Here is a 17,711-nt window from a genome sequence, read left to right on the forward strand (position 1 = left end):
CACCCACGGCTCAGGACTTGTGGGTCCGGGCGAGTTTCTGGATCGCGGACGCGTAGATCTCGTCAGGATCCAGCCGCCGCAGCTCCTCGGCGAGGAGCTCCGACGTCGGGCGCCGGGTCAGGGCGACCCTGCGGTCCGGCTGGCCGGGGCGCGACAGCGTGGCCATCCGGCCGTCACCCCGGGTGATGGTGATGTCTCCGTCGGCCGAGCTCAGCTTGACGGCGGTCAGGCCGGGCCCGGGGGAGTCGGAGACCTTCACGGACGCGCCGAGGCGCTCGCCGAGCCAGGCCGCCAGCAGCAGGGCGCTGGCATGGCCGGGCACGGCCTCCACGGTGCCCCGCTTGACCTTGCCCACCGGCTGGTCGAACGCGGCGGCCAGCAGGCTCCGCCACGTCGTCAGCCGGGTCCAGGCCAGGTCGGTGTCGCCGGGCACGTAACCGCGGCCCCGGCCGGTGATCGCCTTCACCGAGTCGGCCGCCGACCGCGCGTCGATGATGCGGCGCTGGGCCAGCATGCCGATCGGATCCTTGGCCGGGACCTCGGGGCAGTCGCTGGGCCACCAGGCCACCACCGGGGTGTCGGTGAGCAGCAGCGGGCTCACCACCGAGTCGGCGTGCCTGGTCAGCTCCCCGTACAGGCGGAGCAGGATCACCTCGCCCGGGGTCGACTCACCGAACCGGATCTCGGCGTCGAGCCGGTTCGGCTCCTCCGAGTCGCGAGGGATGACGACCAGGATCCGGGAGGGATGCTCCCTGGCCGCCTCGGTCGCGGCCCGGACCGCGTCGTACTGGTCGCTCTCACCGCAGACCACCACGAGGGTGAGCACCATGCCGACCGCCGGGGTGCCCATCTGGTGGCGCAGGTGGGTGAGCTGAGAGGAGATCTTCGAGGCGGTCGTGCCGCTGAGCATGAAGCTGGTCATCTACAGCCGCCTCCAGACGCGCCCGTCGCGGGCCATCATCTCGTCGGCCGAGGCCGGCCCCCACGTGCCCGCGGGATACTCCTCCGGCGGGCCCTGGGAGCTCCAGAAATCCTCGATCGGGTCGAGGATCTTCCACGACAGCTCGACCTCGCGCTGGTGCGGGAAGAGCGGCGGGTCGCCGATCAGCACGTCCAGCAGCAGCCGCTCGTAGGCCTCGGGAGAGGACTCCATGAACGACTCGCCGTAGGCGAAGTCCATCGAGACGTCCCTGACCTCCATCGCGGTGCCCGGCACCTTGGAGCCGAACCGCACCGTGATGCCCTCGTCCGGCTGCACCCGGATGACCAGGGCGTTCTGCCCCAGGATCTCGGTGTCGTCCTTGCTGAACGGCAGGTGCGGCGCCCGCTGGAACACCACGGCCACCTCGGTGACCCGGCGGCCGAGCCGCTTGCCGGTGCGCAGGTAGAACGGCACCCCCGCCCAGCGCCGGTTGGCGATCTCCACCTTGACGGCCGCGTACGTCTCGGTGATGGAGTCGGGCGGGATGCCCTCCTCCTGCGTGTAGCCGATCACCGGCTCGCCGCCCTGCCAGCCCGGCCCGTAGCGGCCGCGCGCGGTGGCCAGCGACAGGTCCGACGGCAGCCGCACCGCCTTGAGGACCTTCTCCTTCTCCCTGCGCAGCGAGTCGGCCCCGAACGACGTCGGGTCCTCCATGCCGACCAGGGCGAGCAGCTGCAGCAGGTGGTTCTGGATCACGTCGCGGGCCGCGCCGATGCCGTCGTAGTAACCCGCCCGGCCGCCGATGCCGATGTCCTCGGCCATCGTGATCTGCACGTGGTCGACGTAACCCCGGTTCCAGATCGGCTCGAACAGGTTGTTGGCGAACCGCAGCGCCAGGATGTTCTGGACGGTCTCCTTGCCCAGGTAGTGGTCGATGCGGAACACCGAGCTCTCCGGGAAGACCGCGCTGGTGATCGCGTTGAGCTCCTGGGCGCTCTTCAGGTCGTGCCCGAAGGGCTTCTCGATCACCACCCGGCGCCACGACCCGGCGGGGGCGTCGGCCAGGTCGGTCCGCTTCAGCTGCTGGACCACGACCGGGAAGAACTTCGGCGGCACCGACAGGTAGAAGCCGTAGTTGCCGCCGGTGCCCCGGGTCTGGTCGATCTCCTTGAGCATCATCGCCAGCGTGTCGAAGGCGCCGTCGTCGGTGAACTCGCCCCGGCAGAAGAAGATGCCCTCCGACAGCTGCTTCCAGACCTCCTCGCGGAACGGCGTCCGCGCGTGCTCCTTGACGGCGTCGTGGGTCAGCTGCGCGAAGTCCTGGTCCCTCCAGTCGCGGCGGGCGAAACCGACCAGGGAGAAGCCCGGGGGCAGCAGCCCGCGGTTGGCCAGGTCGTAGATCGCCGGCAGCAGCTTCTTACGGGCCAGGTCGCCGGTCACGCCGAACAGCACCAGCACGCACGGCCCCGCCACGCGCGGCAGGCGCTTGTCGCGCGGGTCGCGCAGCGGGTTGGCCTCGATCAGGGCCTCGGTGATGCCGGTGGTCGCCGCGGCGGTGGCGGTGGTGACCGTGGGCGTCACCTGCTCCCCCGCGACCGTCGCCGAGGTGGTCGTGGTGCCCTCGGCGGCGTCCGCCTGGACACTCTCCCCGGCGCTCCCCCGGGAGTTCTCCTTGCTCATGCGAACCTCCAGCGGCCCATCAGACCTCCCGTGCGGCGGCGAGCAGGCGCGCGACCCCGGCGGCGCGGTCGGTCAGGTGCAGCCGCACGGCGGGACGCCCGCGGCTGGCCAGCGCGCCCAGGTCGCCCAGTGCCTGGGCGAGCTGGAGGCGGCCCAGGGTGTAGGGCTTGCCGGGCACCTCGACGTCGTCGGTGACGGCCCCGGTGATCTGCAGGAACACCCCGTTCTGCGGGCCGCCCTTGTGGTACTGGCCGGTGGAGTGCAGGAAACGGGGGCCCCAGCCGAAGGTGACCGGGCGCTCGGTGCGGATCGCGAGCATCCCGCGCAGCGTGGCCGGGTCGGCCCCGCTCCACACGTCCGTCATCTCCTCGAACGAGGCGCCCTCGGCGTACGGGGCGTCGAAGGCCGCCTCACGGTCGAGGTAGGCCATCACCGCGAGGTAACCGCGCTCGGGGATCGCCTCCAGCAGCCGGGTGAACACGTCCGACAGGTCCTTGACGTCCTCGGAGCCGGGGAACTCGCCGTACACCTCCACCGGGCCGTCGACCAGGATCGGCGTGCCGACCGGCAGCTCGGCCCGGTCGAGCAGCTGGGCGGTGTTCTCCTTGGACTCGGCCACGTTCGGCTGGTTGAACGGGTCGATGCCGAGGACGCGACCGGCGACGGCCGTGGCGTACTCCCAGACGAGGAACTGCGCGCCCAGCGGGCCGACGACGGTCACCGCGCCGTCGGTGTCGATCCCGGCGAGCAACTCGTCGTCGGCGTCACCCGGGTCGGCGCCCACGACGGGCAGGATGCCCTTGCCGGACTTGCCGGTGGACTCGGCGACCAGCTGCTCGATCCAGTCGGGCAGGCCGTTGATCTCCGACAGACCGTCCTCGATCACGAGCTTGTCGCGCCCGTTCGCCGCGGCGGCGCCCAGGGCGGCACCGAGGTCGAGACCGGGGTTGCCCTCGGTCCGCGACAGCAGCGGCGCCACCTCGGCCGCGTCGTCGAGCAGCCGCTCGACGTCGGCGCCCGCCAGCGCGCTGGGCACCAGGCCGAACGCCGTCAGGGCGCTGTAGCGGCCGCCCACGTTCGGGTCGGCCAGGATCACCTGGTAACCCGCCTCGCGGGCGCTCAGCTCCAGGGGGGAGCCGGGGTCGGTGACGACGACGATCCTGCTCACCGGGTCGATCCCGGCGTCGCGGAAGGCCTTCTCGTAGATCCGCCGGTGGCTGTCGGTCTCGACCGTGCCGCCGCTCTTGCTGGCGACGACCAGGATCGTGCTCTCCAGCCGGTCCTCCAGCGCGCGGCGCACCTGGCCGGGGTCGGTGGTGTCGAGCACGGTCAGGGGCACGTCGGCGGAGGCGGTGATGACCTCGGGGGCGAGGGAGGAGCCGCCCATGCCCGCCAGGACCACGTGGTCCAGGCCCTCGGCGCGGGCCCGCTCCACCAGCGCGCCGATCTCGGGGAGCAGCCGCCTGCTCGTCAGCGGCAGGTCGAGCCAGCCGAGGCGGACCGCCGCCTCGGCCTGGGCCTCCGGGCCCCACAGGGTGGAGTCGCCGGAGGCGAGCGCCTGGGGGACCCCCTCGGAGGCGAGCTGACCGGCGGTCTCCGCGGCCTGCTCGGTGAGGTCGTCCTCGCCGAACGTTACGGACACTGACATGTGGTCCTCACGCCTTCTTCAGCTCGGAGGAGACGGTCTCCAGCAACTCGGTCCAGGAGGCCTCGAACTTGCTCAGGCCGTCCCTTTCGAGGAAGCTCACGACGTCGTCGTAGTCGATGCCGGCCTCCTTGAGGGCGGCCATGGTGTTCCAGGCCTCCTCGTAGGAGGAGCGGACCGTGTCACCGGCGATCTTGCCGTGGTCGGCCGTCGCGTCGAGGGTCTTCTCCGGCATCGTGTTGACCGTGCCGGAGGTGACCAGCTCGTCGACGTAGAGGGTGTCGGGGTAGTCGGGGTTCTTGGTCCCGGTGGAGGCCCACAGCGGGCGCTGCGGCCGGGCCCCGGCCTCGGCCAGCGCCTGCCAGCGCGGGGAGGCGACGACCTCCTCGAAGGCGGCGAAGGCCAGGCGGGCGTTCGCGATCGCGGCCTTGCCCCGCAGCGCCAGGGCCTCGGGAGTGCCGATCTTGTCCAGGCGCTTGTCGATCTCGCCGTCCACGCGGCTGACGAAGAACGAGGCCACCGACTCGATGTTCGCCAGGTCCAGGCCGTTGGCCTTGGCCTGCTCCAGGCCGGTCAGCCAGGCATCCATCACGGCGCGGTAGCGCTCCAGGGAGAAGATCAGCGTGACGTTGACGCTGATGCCCTCGGAGATCGCCTGGGTGATCGCGGGCAGACCCTCGACGGTGGCGGGGATCTTGATGAACAGGTTGGGCCGGTCGACCAGCCACCACAGCGCGCGCGCCTCGGCGACGGTCTTGTCGGTGTCCTTGGACAGGCGCGGGTCGACCTCGATCGACACCCGGCCGTCCACCTGGCCGCTGGCGTCGAAGACCGGCCTCAGCACGTCGGCGGCCCAGCGGATGTCGTACGTGGTGATGGCCCGCACGGCCTCCTCGACGTCGACACCGCGGATCTTCAGGTCGTGCAGCTGGCCGTCGTAGGCGTCGCCCTTGCTCAGCGCCGACGCGAAGATCGTCGGGTTGGAGGTGACACCGACCACCTGCCTGTCGGTGATCAGGGACTGCAGGTTGCCCGTACGCAGGCGCTCGCGGCTGATGTCGTCCAGCCAGATGGAGACGCCCTGCCCGGAGAGCTTCTTCAGGATCTCACTCATGATCAGTTTCCCGTCGTCTCGCCCTTGTCGGCTCCGGTCTTGGCGAGGCTCGCCTTGGCGGCGGCGGCCACGCGCTCGGCGGTGAGGCCGAACTGCTCGTAGAGGGTCTTGTAGGGGGCCGAGGCACCGAAGTGCTCCAGGCCGACCACCACGCCCTCATCTCCCACGAACTCCCGCCAGCCCAGCGAGATTCCCGCCTCCACCGCCACGCGGGCGCGCACCGAGGTGGGCACCACCGTCTGCCGGTAGGCCGCGTCCTGGGCCTGGAACCACTCCACGCACGGCATCGACACGACCCGGGTGGCGATGCCCTCCGCCTCCAGGATCTCGCGGGCCCCGAGGGCGATCTCGACCTCGGAGCCGGTGCCGATCAGGATCACCGAGGGCTGCCCGTCGGAGGCGTCCCGCAGGACGTAACCGCCGCGGGCGACCTTCTCCGCGTCGCCGGTGCCCTCGAAGACCGGCAGGTTCTGGCGGGTCAGCGCCAGCGCGGCCGGGCGGTCGTTGTGCTGCAGCACGACCCGCCAGGCGGCGGCCGTCTCGTTGGCGTCGGCCGGGCGGACCACGTCGAGGCCGGGGATCGCGCGCAGCGACCACAGCTGCTCGACGGGCTGGTGCGTCGGGCCGTCCTCGCCCAGACCGATGGAGTCGTGCGTCCACACGTAGGTGACCGGCAGCCCCATCAGCGCCGCCAGCCGCACGGCCGGGCGCATGTAGTCGCTGAACACCAGGAACGTGCCACCGTACGGGCGGGTGCCGCCGTGCAGCGCGATGCCGTTGAGGATCGCCCCCATGCCGTGCTCGCGGATGCCGAAGTGCAGCGTGCGGCCGTAGGGGCCGCCGGGGAACGCCTTGGTCTGGAACTCCTCGGGGACGAAGGACGGCTCGCCCTTCATCGTGGTGTTGTTGGACTCGGCCAGGTCGGCCGAGCCGCCCCACAGCTCGGGCAGCACCGGCGCGAGGGCGCTGAGCACCTCGCCGGAGGCCTTGCGGGTGGCGATGGAGGAGCCGACCTCGAAGGACGGCAGCGCCCCGGTCCAGCCGTCGGGGAGCCTGCGCGCGGAGATGCGGTCGAACTCGGCGGCGCGCTCGGGGTTGGCCTCGCGCCAGCTCTGGTAGAGCTCGTCCCACTCGGCGCGCACGGCCCGGCCGCGCTTGACGACCTCGCGGGCGTGCTCCAGGACCTCGGCGGGGACGTCGAAGCTCTTCTCGACGTCGAAGCCGAGGATCTTCTTGGTCGCGGCGACCTCGTCGGCGCCCAGCGCCGAACCGTGGATCTTGCCGGTGTTCTTCTTGTTGGGGGCGGGCCAGCCGATGATCGTGCGCAGCCGGATGAACGACGGCCTGCCCGTCTCGGCGCGGGCGGCCTCCAGCGCCTGGTGCAGCGCCTCGACGTCCTCGACGTAGTCGCCCGTCTGGGTCCAGTCGACGGTCTGGGTGTGCCAGCCGTACGCCTCGTAGCGCGCGACGACGTCCTCGCTCAGCGCGATCTGGGTGTCGTCCTCGATCGAGATGTGGTTGCTGTCGAAGACGACGGTCAGGTTGCCCAGCCGCTGGTGGGCCGCGAGGGAGCTCACCTCGTGGCTGATGCCCTCCTCGATGTCGCCCTCGGAGGCGATGCACCAGATGTGGTGGTCGAACGGGCTCGCGCCCGGCGCGGCGTCCGGGTCGAACAGGCCGCGCTCGCGGCGGGCGGCCATCGCCATGCCGACCGCGTTGCCGATCCCCTGGCCGAGCGGGCCCGTGGTGGTCTCGACACCGATGGTGTGGCCGTGCTCGGGGTGGGCCGGGGTCAGGCTCTCCCACTGGCGCAACCCCTTGAGGTCGTCCAGGCTGAGGCCGTACCCCGACAGGAAGAGCTGGATGTAGAGGGTCAGGCTGCTGTGACCCGCGGAAAGGACGAACCGGTCACGGCCCACCCACGAGGGGTCTGACGGATCGTGTCGCATCACCTGCTGGAACAGCAGGTACGCGGCCGGCGCCAGGCTCATCGCGGTGCCGGGGTGACCCGATCCCGCCTTCTCTACCGCGTCCATGGCCAGGGCCCGTACGACGTCGACCGCACGGCGGTCCAGGTCGCTCCATTCGAGGGCTGGCACGAGTTCACTGCTCAAGTGCTCGATCTCCGGATCTAATCGTGTGATGGTGGCGCCGGTCTGGTATTTCCCGCCCACACCGGACCCTAACGGTTTCGACCTGGCTACCGTGGCGTAGGTCGGCCCGGGGCGGGTCCGCGGGATTCGCAGGCGGTGCGCGCCTCCCTCGCGGGAGCCCCCTCGCGCCGCTTCCGCACCCCGTGCCGGGACCGACCCCCCCTGCAACTACAGTGAGTCCTCAAGGCTGGCTGGTGCCCGCATTCACGGATCCGCTCTAATCAGAGGTTACGCGTTGACCCCGCACGTGCTGGAAGCGCCTTAGATGGTGCTCACCGACAAGCAATCGACGGCCCCGCCCGAGGCGGGCACGGCCCCCGAGGCCGCGCCGCGCTCCTTCGGCGACGTCGTGAGGGCGTACGTCGCCCTCACGAAGCCGCGGATCATCGAGCTGCTGCTGATCACGACGCTACCGGTGATGTTCCTGGCGGCCAAGGGCCTGCCGCCGCTGTGGATCGCCGTCAACACCCTGGTGTTCGGCACCCTGTCGGCCGGCAGCGCGAACGCGCTGAACTGCTACATCGACCGTGACATCGACGCGGCCATGCGCCGCACCCGGCGCCGCCCGCTCGCCCGTGACCTGGTGCCGCCGACGAACGCGCTGATCTTCGGGATCATCCTCGGCGCGCTGTCCACCCTTGGACTCGGCCTGACGGTGAACTGGCTCGCCGCGGGCCTGTCGCTGGCCGCGAACCTGTTCTACGTGCTCGTCTACTCGATGATCCTCAAGCGGCGGACCCCGCAGAACGTGGTGTGGGGGGGCATCGCCGGCTGCATGCCGGTGCTGATCGGCTGGGCGGGCGTCACCGGCGGCCTCGCCTGGGCCCCCGTGGTGCTCTTCGGCGTGGTGTTCTTCTGGACGCCGCCGCACACCTGGACCCTCGCCATGCGCTACAAGGAGGACTACGCGGCGGCGAAGGTCCCCATGCTCCCGGTGGTCGCCACCGAGCGCCGCGTGGTGCTGGAGAGCATCGTCTACACCTGGGCCACGGTGCTCTGCTCGCTGCTGCTGTGGCCGATCGCCGGGACCACCCTCCTGTATCCCGTGGTGGCCGCCGTCCTCGGCGCCGCCTGCCTGTGGGAGGTCCACCGCCTCCTCGGCCGGGTCAACGCGGGCAAGACCGGTGTCGACCTGCGCCCGATGCGCTTCTTCCACTGGTCCAACGCCTATCTGGCGCTGCTTTTCCTGGCCGTCGCCATCGACTCGATGTTCGTCTGATGTCCGCCTGATATTTGTCCGATGCCCGTCCGAGCCGTCTCGCGCGTACGGTCTCCTCCGGTGCGCCCGTTTCCGCGCCCCGGCCGCGGGGGAGACGTCTCCCGGGGAAAGATGTTTTCTTGACCGGCCAGGGGAGGGCCTGGCCGTGGGGAGGGTGGTTCGTGGGCTTCGGGAGACCCTGGGAGCCGGATTCCGGCTCCGGCCGCACGGGCGGCCCATCACTCGGCATGGTTCCGGGATTCGCGGAGACCAGCCGGGTTCGCCGGGTTCGTCAGGGTCCCGGCGGCAGGGTGGAATGCGCCAGCCTTTGGGGGGCAATCTCCAGGTTCGATCCGTGGGGTCGGCGCCAACGGTTACGGTGGCCACATGGCCGGCCATGATCCCCGCTGGGTGCTCAAGGACCGCCCGTCGGTCACGCTGATCGCCGGGCTCGTCCTGGCGGGGCTGTGCGCCCTGGTGTCGTTCTCCTTCGACGTGCTGAACGGCGACCCGGTCTACTTCTTCATCGCCCTGGGCCTCGCGCTGGCGCCCGTCCCGGTGCTGCTGGCCGCGGTGCTCGCGCTCGACCGCATCGAGCCCGAGCCGCGCGGCAACCTGATCTTCGCGTTCGCCTGGGGCGCGGGCGTGGCGGTCCTGGTCGCCGGGGTGATCAACTCCTTCAACCTGCTCTACATCGAGAACACCGTCCAGCTGGGCTACGACTACGCGCGCAACATCACCGCCACCTTCGGCGCCCCGGTGGTCGAGGAGACGATGAAGGGCCTGGTCCTGCTGGGCCTGCTCAGGTTCAAGCGCGCCGAGCTGGACGGGCCCACCGACGGCATCATCTACGCCAGCATGGTCGGCCTCGGCTTCGCCATGAGCGAGAACGTCAGCTACTACGTGGCCGCGCTCGACGAGCTGGGCGCGCAGGGACTGGCGGTGACCGTGGTGCTGCGGGGGATCCTCTCGCCGTTCGCGCACCCGCTGTTCACCTCCATGATCGGTGTCGCGGTGGCCTACGCGGCGCAGCGCCGGGGCCCCGGCCGGATCTTCGTCATCGCCGCCGGATGGATCGGCGCGATGCTGCTGCACGGCATCTGGAACGGTTTCGCCACCTACGTCGGCATCGGTGGCCTGGCCGTCGCCTACCTGCTGCTGATGGCCGTGCTGTTCGCGCTGGTCTGGATCATCTTCCGCGACCGCAAGCGCATCATCGCGCTCATCCAGACCTACCTGCCCGCCTACTGGGCGACGGGGCTGGTGTCCTCGGGCGACGTCGCGATGCTCTCGTCCCTGCCCAGCCGCCGCCAGGCCCGGCAGTGGGCCAGGAAGCACGGCGGCAGGAGGGCCCTGCGGGCGATGAGCGACTACCAGCTCGCGGCGACCGAGCTCGGCCTGCTCCACGAGCGGGCCAGGGGCCACGTGATCGACGAGCGCACGTTCAACGAGGAGCAGCGGGCGCTGCTGGAGTGCATGGCCGGTGCTCGCGCCCAGTTCCCCGCGCAGGACGCGGCCGGGAACGCTCCGGCGGGCCACGCCTCCGGCGGCCCGCCCCATCCGCGGGGAGGCGCCGCCGGTCACCCGTAGGGGGCAGGCCGTTCCACCCGTGGGACGGGGGTCACCCCCGCCGGAGCGCGGTCTCCAGGGTGGTCTCGCGCGGGCCGGGGAAGACGGGCCGCGAGTCGAGGAGCACGGAGTCGACGAGCCCCTTCGCCGAGGCGAGGAACTCGCGGACGGCGAGAGCGTAGGTGGACACCCACCGCTTGGACGAGTCGTCGCCCACGCCGAAGGTGTCGAGGCCCGCCGTACGGCACAGGGTGACCGCCCTGGGCAGGTGGAACACCTGGGTGACCACGGTGACCTTGGTGGCGCCGAACACGGTACGGGCCCGCACGCACGAGTCCCAGGTGTCGAAGCCCGCGTAGTCGAGGACGAGCGCCCCGGCCGGTACGCCGCTCGCCAGCAGGTAGTCGCGCATCACGGTCGGCTCGTCGTACTCCGCGCGGCTGTTGTCGCCGGAGAGCAGGATCGCCTTGACCTTGCCCGCCCGGTGGAGCTGCGCGGAGATGTCCAGCCGCCTGGCCAGCATGGGGGTGGGGGCGCCCCTGATGACGCCCGCCCCGAGCACCAGCGCCACCGGGGCCTCGGGAACTCCGGCCACCCAGCCGGGGGAGGAGTCGGCGACCGCCCGGTGCCCGGAGCTGGTCAGCCAGGCCCAGGTGATCGGGGCGATGGCCAGGACGCTCAGCAGCACGGCGCCCTGGTAGCAGCGCCGCATGGTGGTGCGTGACAACGACATCCGATCATTGTCCAGCCGTACCGGGACCGCGTCGAGTGCGGGCGGCGTCGCGTGCGGGCGGCGCGGGGCGGCAGGGGGCGGCGCAGGGCTGGCGTACGGGGGGTCGGGCGCGGACGGCGAGGGGTGGTGTACGGCGGTGTACGGCGCAGTCAGACGCGGACGGCGTCGAGCTCGCCGGTAACCGCCTCCGAGGCGTCCCCCGGCCCGCGCGGGCCGGTCGCGAAGACCACCCGCAGCGCGCAGACCCACACCAGGGTCGCGCCGAGCACGTGCAGGTTGACCAGGGCCGCGGGCACGCCCAGGAAGTACTGGACGTATCCGACGACCCCCTGCGCCGCCTCCACGCCCAGCAGCGTCCAGGCGGCCCGCCGGGCGGGTCCGGGCGCGTCGGTGATGTGCAGCGCGAACGCCAGCGCGAAGGTGAGGCCGACCACCACGTAGGCGACGTCGGCGTGGATCCTCGCCACGGTCTCGATGTCGAAGCCGAACCGGGAGGCCATCTCGTCCCCGGAGTGCGGCCCGGTGCCGGTCACCACCACGCCCACGACGAGCAGGACGAACACGGCGGCGACGAGCGCGAGGACGAGCGTGCGGACGTGGCGGTGGACCCGCTGCCGCGAGTCCTCGTTCCAGCGCCCGCTCCCGTCCTCGGCGGAGCGGGCGTAGAGCGCGTACGCCGCGGCGATCATGCCGATGGAGACCAGGAAGTGCACGCTCACGGTGACCGGGTTGAGCGCGCTGCGCACGACCAGGCCGCCCCAGAGCCCCTGGAAGGCGACGCCGATCGGCTGCAGCCAGGCGAGCCTGACCAGATCGGGGCGGCGAGCCGGCAGCCGCAGGGCGGCGACCAGGCAGGCCACGCCGACGGCCAGCACCAGGAAGGTCAGCAACCGGTTGCCGAACTCGATCGCCATGTTCAGCGGTGAGATGTCGGCGTGGGCCACCGGGACGAAGCTCTCCGGCGTGCACCGGGGCCAGGTCGGGCAGCCGAGGCCCGACCCGCTGACCCGCACCGCGGCGCCCGTCACCGTGATCCCGACGTTGACGACGACCGCCGCCAGCGCCCAGCGGCGCAGGGTGAGGAAGGTCGGCGGCCCCACGGCATACCGGCGGGCCTTGTCAAGGAGGTGGTTCACGGCTCACATGCTAGGCGGCGAGGTGCGCGGTCCCGCCTCGGACCCCGGGGACGGCCGCCAGTACGGGGCGTGCCCCCCCCGGGACGGCGTGCTGTACGGGTCAGGGGGTAGGGGTGGGCGTGAGCCGAGGAAACCTCTGCGATGTCCGTTCTGGTGCATTGATCGGCTAAAAGGTATGTGACATAGTACTGGCGAGCCCGAGGTGCGGGAGCGAGGTGAGGCATGCCGGACGTCGTGGTCGTCGGCGCCGGGGTCGTCGGTGCCGCCTGCGCCTACTACGCCGCCCGTGCGGGGCTGGACGTGCTGGTCGTCGACAGGGGGGCGGTGGCGGGCGGCACGACGGGGGCGGGCGAGGGCAACATCCTGGTCTCCGACAAGAAACCGGGCCCCGAACTCGACCTGGCGCTGCTCTCCAACCGGCTCTGGCGAGACCTGGCCGGAGCCGACTCCCGGATCGGCTCCGAGGGTGGACCGGGGGGCGGGCACGCCGGTGGGGCCGGTGCCGGTGCTGGAGCGGGTGGTGCCGGTGCCGGGTCCGGGGCGAGTGACGGCGGAGCGGGTGGTGCCGGGTCCGGGGCGGGGTCACCGGGCCGGGTCGCGCCGGGCGGCGCGGGGTTCGAGCCGGGCGGGGGGTTCGAGTTCGAGGCCAAGGGCGGCCTGGTGGTCGCCGAGACGGACGAGATCCTGGAGGCGCTCACCGGCCTGGCGGGAGAGCAGGGCGTCGAGCACGTCGCCGTCGCCCCGGGCGAACTCGGCGACTACGAGCCCCACCTGGCGAAAGGGCTCGCCGGAGGCGTGTTCTACCCGCAGGACGCCCAGGTCCAGCCCATGCTGGCGGCGGCCAGGCTCATCCGGAGGGGGGCCGAGCGGTTCGGCCACGGTGCCCTGATGCTGCGTACCGGCGTCACGGTGACCGGCTTCGTCCGCGACGGTGACCGGGTCACCGGGGTCACCACCGACCACGGCGACATCCTCGCCGGAGCCGTCGTCAACGCCGCGGGCACCTGGGGCGGCGAGATCGCCGCGCTGGCCGGTGTGCGCGTCCCGATCCTGCCCAGGCGCGGCTTCATCCTGGTCACCGAGCCGCTCGCCGGAACGCTGATCAGGCACAAGGTCTACACCGCCGCTTACGCCACCTCGGTGGCGAGCGACTCGGAGGGGCTGGAGGCGTCCGCCGTCGTGGAGAGCACCCCGTCGGGGCCGGTGCTCATCGGCGCCAGCCGCGAGCGGGTCGGCTTCGACCGCACGGTCTCCGTCCCGGTGCTCGAACGTCTCGCCCGCCAGGCCGTGGAGCTGTTCCCCGCCCTGGCGGCGTACCGGGTGATCCGCGCCTACTGCGGCTTCCGCCCCTACTGCCCCGACCACCTCCCGGTGATCGGGGAGGATCCCCGGGTTCCGGGGCTGTACCACGCCTGCGGCCACGAGGGGGCGGGCATCGGCCTGGCCCCGGCCACCGGCCACCTGATCGCCCAGCTCCTCGCCGGGCTCCGCCCCGACCTGGACCTCACCCCCTTCCGCCCGGACCGCTTCCCCCGGGAGGCATCTTGACCTGCTCCCGAGGCCCGGCTTCCCAAGGCCCGGCTTCCCAAGGCATGGCTTCCCGAGACCCACGCTTCTGCGGCCCAGGCCGGATTCGACGCCTTCCCGGCGGAGGTGTCCGATGAGGGACCCGTACCGCCTGGTGGGGGCGCGGCCCGAGCCGGGGTTCGAGATCAGCGTGGACGGCGCTCCCGTCCCGGTGGTCCCCGGCCAGACCGTCGGCGCCGCCATGCACGGCGCGGGCGTCCGCTCCTGGCGCACCACCAGGTTCGGCGGGCGCCCGCGCGGGCTGTTCTGCGGCATCGGGGTCTGTTTCGACTGCCTGGTCACGGTGAACGGGATCCCGTCCCTGCGTGCCTGCCTGACCGAGGCCCTCCCGGGAGACACGGTCACCACCGGCGGTTCTCCACCCCCGACTCAGGGCCCGGAGGCCCAGGAGGACCCGGACAACGAGGCCGGGGCCGGGCCGGGGGAGCCGACGGACGGCGAGCCGCCCGCCCCGGGTGCGTCCGCTCCCGGCGCCCCCGGTACCCCCGGTACGGAGGGGTGAGCGGCCGATGACGCGGATTCACGACCTCGCCGTGGTCGGCGCCGGTCCCGCCGGGGTCGCGGGCGCGCTCACCGCCGCCCTGGCCGGGCTGGACGTCGTGCTGATCGACGGGGCCGCCAGGCCGGGCGGCCAGTACTTCCGGCACCCCGCCGAGGGTTTCCACGCCGCACGGCCCGGCGCGCTCCACCACGGCCTCGGCAGATTCACCCGCCAGTGGGAGACGCTCCGCGAGCGCGCCGAGGTGCTGACGCGCCATCGGGTCTGGGCGGTCGAACGCGCGGACGGGACGATCACCGTACGGTGCCTGGAGGGAGATCGCGAGGAGCGGCCCCGGACGGTGACCGCGCGCGGGCTGCTGATCGCCACCGGCGCGTACGACCGGCCGCTGCCGTTCCCCGGCTGGGACCTGCCGGGGGTGCTCACCGCGGGCGGCGCGCAGGCGCTGCTCAAGGGCGACCTGGTCCTCGCGGGACGCAGGATCGTGGTCGCCGGAACCGGCCCGTTCCTGCTCCCGGTCGCCGCGGGCCTGGCGGACGCGGGGGCCCGGGTGCTCGGCGTCCACGAGGCCGGTGGCGGGTTCGGGCTCGCCAGGCACCCGCTGCTCGTCGCGGGACGGGCCCGGGAGGCCCTCGGGTACGGGGCGCGGCTGGCCCGCCACCGGATCCCGTACCGCCGCCGCGAGGCGGTGGTCGCCGCGCACGGCGACACCGCGCTGACCCACGTCACCGTGGCGAGCCTGGACGGCGACTGGCGGCCGGTCTCGACGCGGACCGTCGAGTGCGACACCCTCGCCTGCGGCTACGGGTTCGTCCCCCAGCTCGACCTGCCGGTCCAGCTGGACTGCGCCACCCGCCGCGACCCCGACGGCAGCCCGGTCGTCGCGGTGGACGAGGGCATGCGTACCGGCGTGCCCGGCGTCTACGCGGCGGGGGAGTCCACCGGGGTCGGCGGGGCGGCGCTCGCCGAGGTGGAGGGGCGCATCGCGGGCAGGTCCGCCGCCGCGGACCTGGGCCGCCCGGTGCCGCCCGACCCGGCCCTGTCCCGGCGCAGGAACCGGCTCGCCGCCTTCGCGCACGCCCTGATGGACGCCTACCCGGTACGGCCCGGCTGGCAGGAGTGGCTCCGCGACGACACGCTCGTGTGCCGCTGCGAGGAGGTGCCCCTGTCGGCCGTACGGGAGGCTCAGGCCATGGGGGCCGTCGACGCGCGCTCCGTCAAGCTTCTGGCGCGCCCGGGGATGGGGTGGTGCCAGGGCAGGATGTGCGGCTACGCGGTCGCGTGCCTCGCCGGTGAGGACCCCGCGCCGCCCCGGCGCCCGATCGCCCAGCCCGTCAGGCTCGGCGACCTCGCCGCGCGGCCACGGGCCTCCTCGGATCGGCGGGAGACCTCCGCGGAGCCGGGCGAGCCGGGGATCCCCTCGCGCCCGGACCACGCGGAGGTCCTCCCGGACTCGGATCCGAACGCGAATCGGCGGGAAACCCCTCGGAAGGACGAACCATGACGACCCCCGTGAAGCCCTGGCACGGTGTGACGGTGGCCACCGCGCTGCCCCTGGGCGCGGACCTCTCCGTCGACCTGGACGGCTACGCCGAGCACTGCCGGTGGCTGGTCGCCTCCGGGTGCGACGGCGTCGTGCCGAACGGGTCGCTGGGCGAGTACCAGACGCTCACCCCCGAGGAGCGGGCCTCGGTCGTGGAGACCGCGGTCGCGGCCGTCGGCGGCGACCGCGTCATGCCGGGCGTTGCCGCCTACGGAGCCCTGGAGGCCCGGCGCTGGGCCGAACAGGCCGGTGAGGCCGGATGCCGCGCGGTGATGCTGCTCCCGCCGAACGCCTACCGCGCCGACGACAGGACCGTGGTGGAGCACTACCGCGAGGTGGCCTCGGCCGGTCTGCCGGTGGTGGCCTACAACAACCCCTTCGACACCCGGGTGGACCTCACCCCCCGGCTGCTGGCCACCCTCCACGCCGAGGGCCTGATCGCCGGGGTCAAGGAGTTCAGCGGGGACGTCCGCCGGATCTACGAGATCGCCGAGCTCGCCCCCGGGCTGGACGTGCTGGCCGGGGCCGACGACGTGCTGCTGGAGCTGGTCACCGCCGGGGCGGTCGGCTGGGTGGCCGGATTCCCCAACGCGCTGCCCGAGTCGACCGTGGCCCTGTACCGGGCGGCCGCCTCGGGGGACACGGCGACCGCGCTGCCGCTCTACCGCGCGCTGCACCCGCTGCTTCGCTGGGACTCCAGGCCGGAGTTCGTCCAGGCGATCAAGCTCTCCATGGACCTGGCCGGGCGTAACGGCGGACCGTGCCGCCCGCCCAGGCTCGGCCTCGCCCCCGAGCAGGAGGCCGCCGTACGCGCCGCCACGGAGAAGGCCCTGGCCGAGGGACTGCGCTAGGGCCCGCGCCAGACCCGTCCCGTACCCTTTCCCGCGAGGAGAGTCGATGAGAACGAAGAGGGTCTTCCACGCGGTGGACTCCCACACCGAGGGCATGCCCACCCGGGTGATCACCGGGGGAGTGGGGGTCATCCCCGGCGCGACCATGGCCGAGCGGCGCGAGCACTTCCTGGCCGAGATGGACCACGTCCGCACCCTGCTCATGTACGAGCCGCGCGGCCACTCGGCGATGAGCGGGGCCATCCTGCAACCGCCCACCCGGCCCGACGCCGACTACGGCGTGCTCTACATCGAGGTCTCCGGCTGCCTGCCCATGTGCGGGCACGGCACCATCGGCGTCGCCACCGTCCTCGTCGAGACGGGGATGGTCGAGGTGACCGAACCGGTCACCGTCATCCGGCTGGACACCCCCGCCGGGCTGGTCGTCGCCGAGGTCCGGGTCGAGGACGGCGCCGCCGAGGAGGTGACCATCACCAACGTGCCCTCCTTCAGCGCGGGGCTGGACCGGGTGGTCAAGGTGCCCGGTGTCGGGGAGGTCGTCTACGACCTCGCCTACGGCGGCAACTTCTACGCGATCCTGCCCGTCGAGTCCGTGGACCTGCCGTTCGATCGCGCGCACAGGCAGCGGATCCTCGACACGGGCCTGGCGATCATGGAGGCGATCAACGAGCGGGACGAGCCCGTCCATCCGCTGGACCCCGGCATCCGGGGCTGTCACCACGTGCAGTTCACCGCGCCCGGCGCGGACGCCCGGCACTCGCGGCACGCGATGGCGATCCACCCCGGCTGGTTCGACCGCTCGCCGTGCGGCACCGGCACCAGCGCCCGGATGGCCCAGCTGCACGCCAGGGGCGAACTCCCCCTGGAGACCGACTTCGTGAACGAGTCGTTCATCGGTACCCGCTTCGTCGGGCGGCTCGTGGGGGAGACGGAGGTGGCGGGCCTGCCCGCGGTGGTTCCGGCCATCACCGGGCGGGCGTGGGTCACCGGCACCGCCCAGTACTTCCTCGACCCCCGCGACCCGTTCCCCGCGGGATTCCTCCTCTGATCTGCGGATACGTCGCCATCTCCGGTGGGTGGC

Annotated in this window: 14 protein-coding genes; 7 read left to right on the forward strand and 7 right to left on the reverse strand. The window is 72.6% G+C overall.

Features of this window, described 5'->3' with window-relative positions; all coding sequences use genetic code 11:
- Positions 1-10 precede the first annotated feature (10 nt).
- From ABD817_RS26510 to tkt, 5 genes are read right to left on the reverse strand one after another with little or no spacing between them, the layout of a single operon-like run.
- Positions 11-922 (reverse strand): glucose-6-phosphate dehydrogenase assembly protein OpcA, encoded by a 912-nt coding sequence (locus ABD817_RS26510; protein WP_344920865.1) that lies wholly within the window; start codon positions 920-922, stop codon positions 11-13.
- Complete coding sequence (zwf, locus tag ABD817_RS26515; protein WP_344920866.1) at positions 923-2,602, reverse strand: glucose-6-phosphate dehydrogenase; 1,680 nt, start codon at positions 2,600-2,602, stop codon at positions 923-925.
- A 19-nt stretch (positions 2,603-2,621) separates the two neighbouring features.
- Complete coding sequence (locus ABD817_RS26520; protein WP_344920867.1) at positions 2,622-4,250, reverse strand: glucose-6-phosphate isomerase; 1,629 nt, start codon at positions 4,248-4,250, stop codon at positions 2,622-2,624.
- Positions 4,251-4,257: 7 nt separating this feature from the next.
- Positions 4,258-5,361, reverse strand: coding sequence for a transaldolase (tal, locus tag ABD817_RS26525; RefSeq protein ID WP_344920868.1), 1,104 nt, complete (start codon positions 5,359-5,361; stop codon positions 4,258-4,260).
- A 2-nt stretch (positions 5,362-5,363) separates the two neighbouring features.
- Positions 5,364-7,460 carry a transketolase gene (gene tkt / locus ABD817_RS26530; protein ID WP_344920869.1) on the reverse strand — a complete coding sequence of 699 codons (2,097 nt, stop codon included), beginning with the start codon at positions 7,458-7,460 and terminating at the stop codon, positions 5,364-5,366.
- A gap of 319 nt (positions 7,461-7,779) precedes the next feature.
- Between tkt and ABD817_RS26535 the strand changes: the two genes are divergently transcribed.
- Both ABD817_RS26535 and ABD817_RS26540 read left to right on the forward strand, forming a co-directional pair.
- Positions 7,780-8,733, forward strand: a complete 954-nt coding sequence (locus tag ABD817_RS26535) for a heme o synthase (protein WP_344920870.1) — start codon at positions 7,780-7,782, stop codon at positions 8,731-8,733.
- A gap of 366 nt (positions 8,734-9,099) precedes the next feature.
- Positions 9,100-10,302 carry a PrsW family intramembrane metalloprotease gene (locus ABD817_RS26540; protein WP_344920871.1) on the forward strand — a complete coding sequence of 401 codons (1,203 nt, stop codon included), beginning with the start codon at positions 9,100-9,102 and terminating at the stop codon, positions 10,300-10,302.
- A gap of 31 nt (positions 10,303-10,333) precedes the next feature.
- Here the strand turns inward: ABD817_RS26540 and ABD817_RS26545 are convergent, their stop codons facing one another.
- Both ABD817_RS26545 and ABD817_RS26550 read right to left on the reverse strand, forming a co-directional pair.
- Entirely contained in the window at positions 10,334-11,014 is a 681-nt protein-coding gene (locus ABD817_RS26545; protein WP_344920872.1) for a SanA/YdcF family protein, read from the reverse strand.
- 149 nt (positions 11,015-11,163) lie between these two features.
- Positions 11,164-12,150 (reverse strand): COX15/CtaA family protein, encoded by a 987-nt coding sequence (locus tag ABD817_RS26550; RefSeq protein ID WP_344920873.1) that lies wholly within the window; start codon positions 12,148-12,150, stop codon positions 11,164-11,166.
- A 222-nt stretch (positions 12,151-12,372) separates the two neighbouring features.
- On the opposite strand from ABD817_RS26550, the gene ABD817_RS26555 reads away from it, so the two are divergent.
- The 5 genes from ABD817_RS26555 to ABD817_RS26575 all read left to right on the forward strand — a co-directional run bounded on the left by ABD817_RS26555 (position 12,373) and on the right by ABD817_RS26575 (position 17,678).
- A complete protein-coding gene (locus tag ABD817_RS26555; RefSeq protein ID WP_344920874.1) occupies positions 12,373-13,698 on the forward strand; it encodes an NAD(P)/FAD-dependent oxidoreductase in 1,326 nt (441 codons plus the stop codon).
- A gap of 112 nt (positions 13,699-13,810) precedes the next feature.
- Complete coding sequence (locus tag ABD817_RS26560) at positions 13,811-14,239, forward strand: (2Fe-2S)-binding protein (RefSeq protein WP_344920875.1); 429 nt, start codon at positions 13,811-13,813, stop codon at positions 14,237-14,239.
- Between the two features lie 7 nt (positions 14,240-14,246).
- Entirely contained in the window at positions 14,247-15,740 is a 1,494-nt protein-coding gene (locus ABD817_RS26565) for an FAD/NAD(P)-dependent oxidoreductase (protein ID WP_344920876.1), read from the forward strand.
- Complete coding sequence (locus ABD817_RS26570) at positions 15,737-16,630, forward strand: dihydrodipicolinate synthase family protein (RefSeq protein ID WP_344920877.1); 894 nt, start codon at positions 15,737-15,739, stop codon at positions 16,628-16,630. The genes ABD817_RS26565 and ABD817_RS26570 overlap by 4 nt, the downstream gene beginning before the upstream one ends.
- A gap of 46 nt (positions 16,631-16,676) precedes the next feature.
- On the forward strand, positions 16,677-17,678 hold the full coding sequence (locus tag ABD817_RS26575) for a proline racemase family protein (RefSeq protein ID WP_344920878.1): 1,002 nt from the start codon (positions 16,677-16,679) through the stop codon (positions 17,676-17,678).
- Positions 17,679-17,711: the final 33 nt, after the last annotated feature.

Source organism: Streptosporangium oxazolinicum (assembly GCF_039537505.1).
GTDB lineage: Bacteria > Actinomycetota > Actinomycetes > Streptosporangiales > Streptosporangiaceae > Streptosporangium > Streptosporangium oxazolinicum.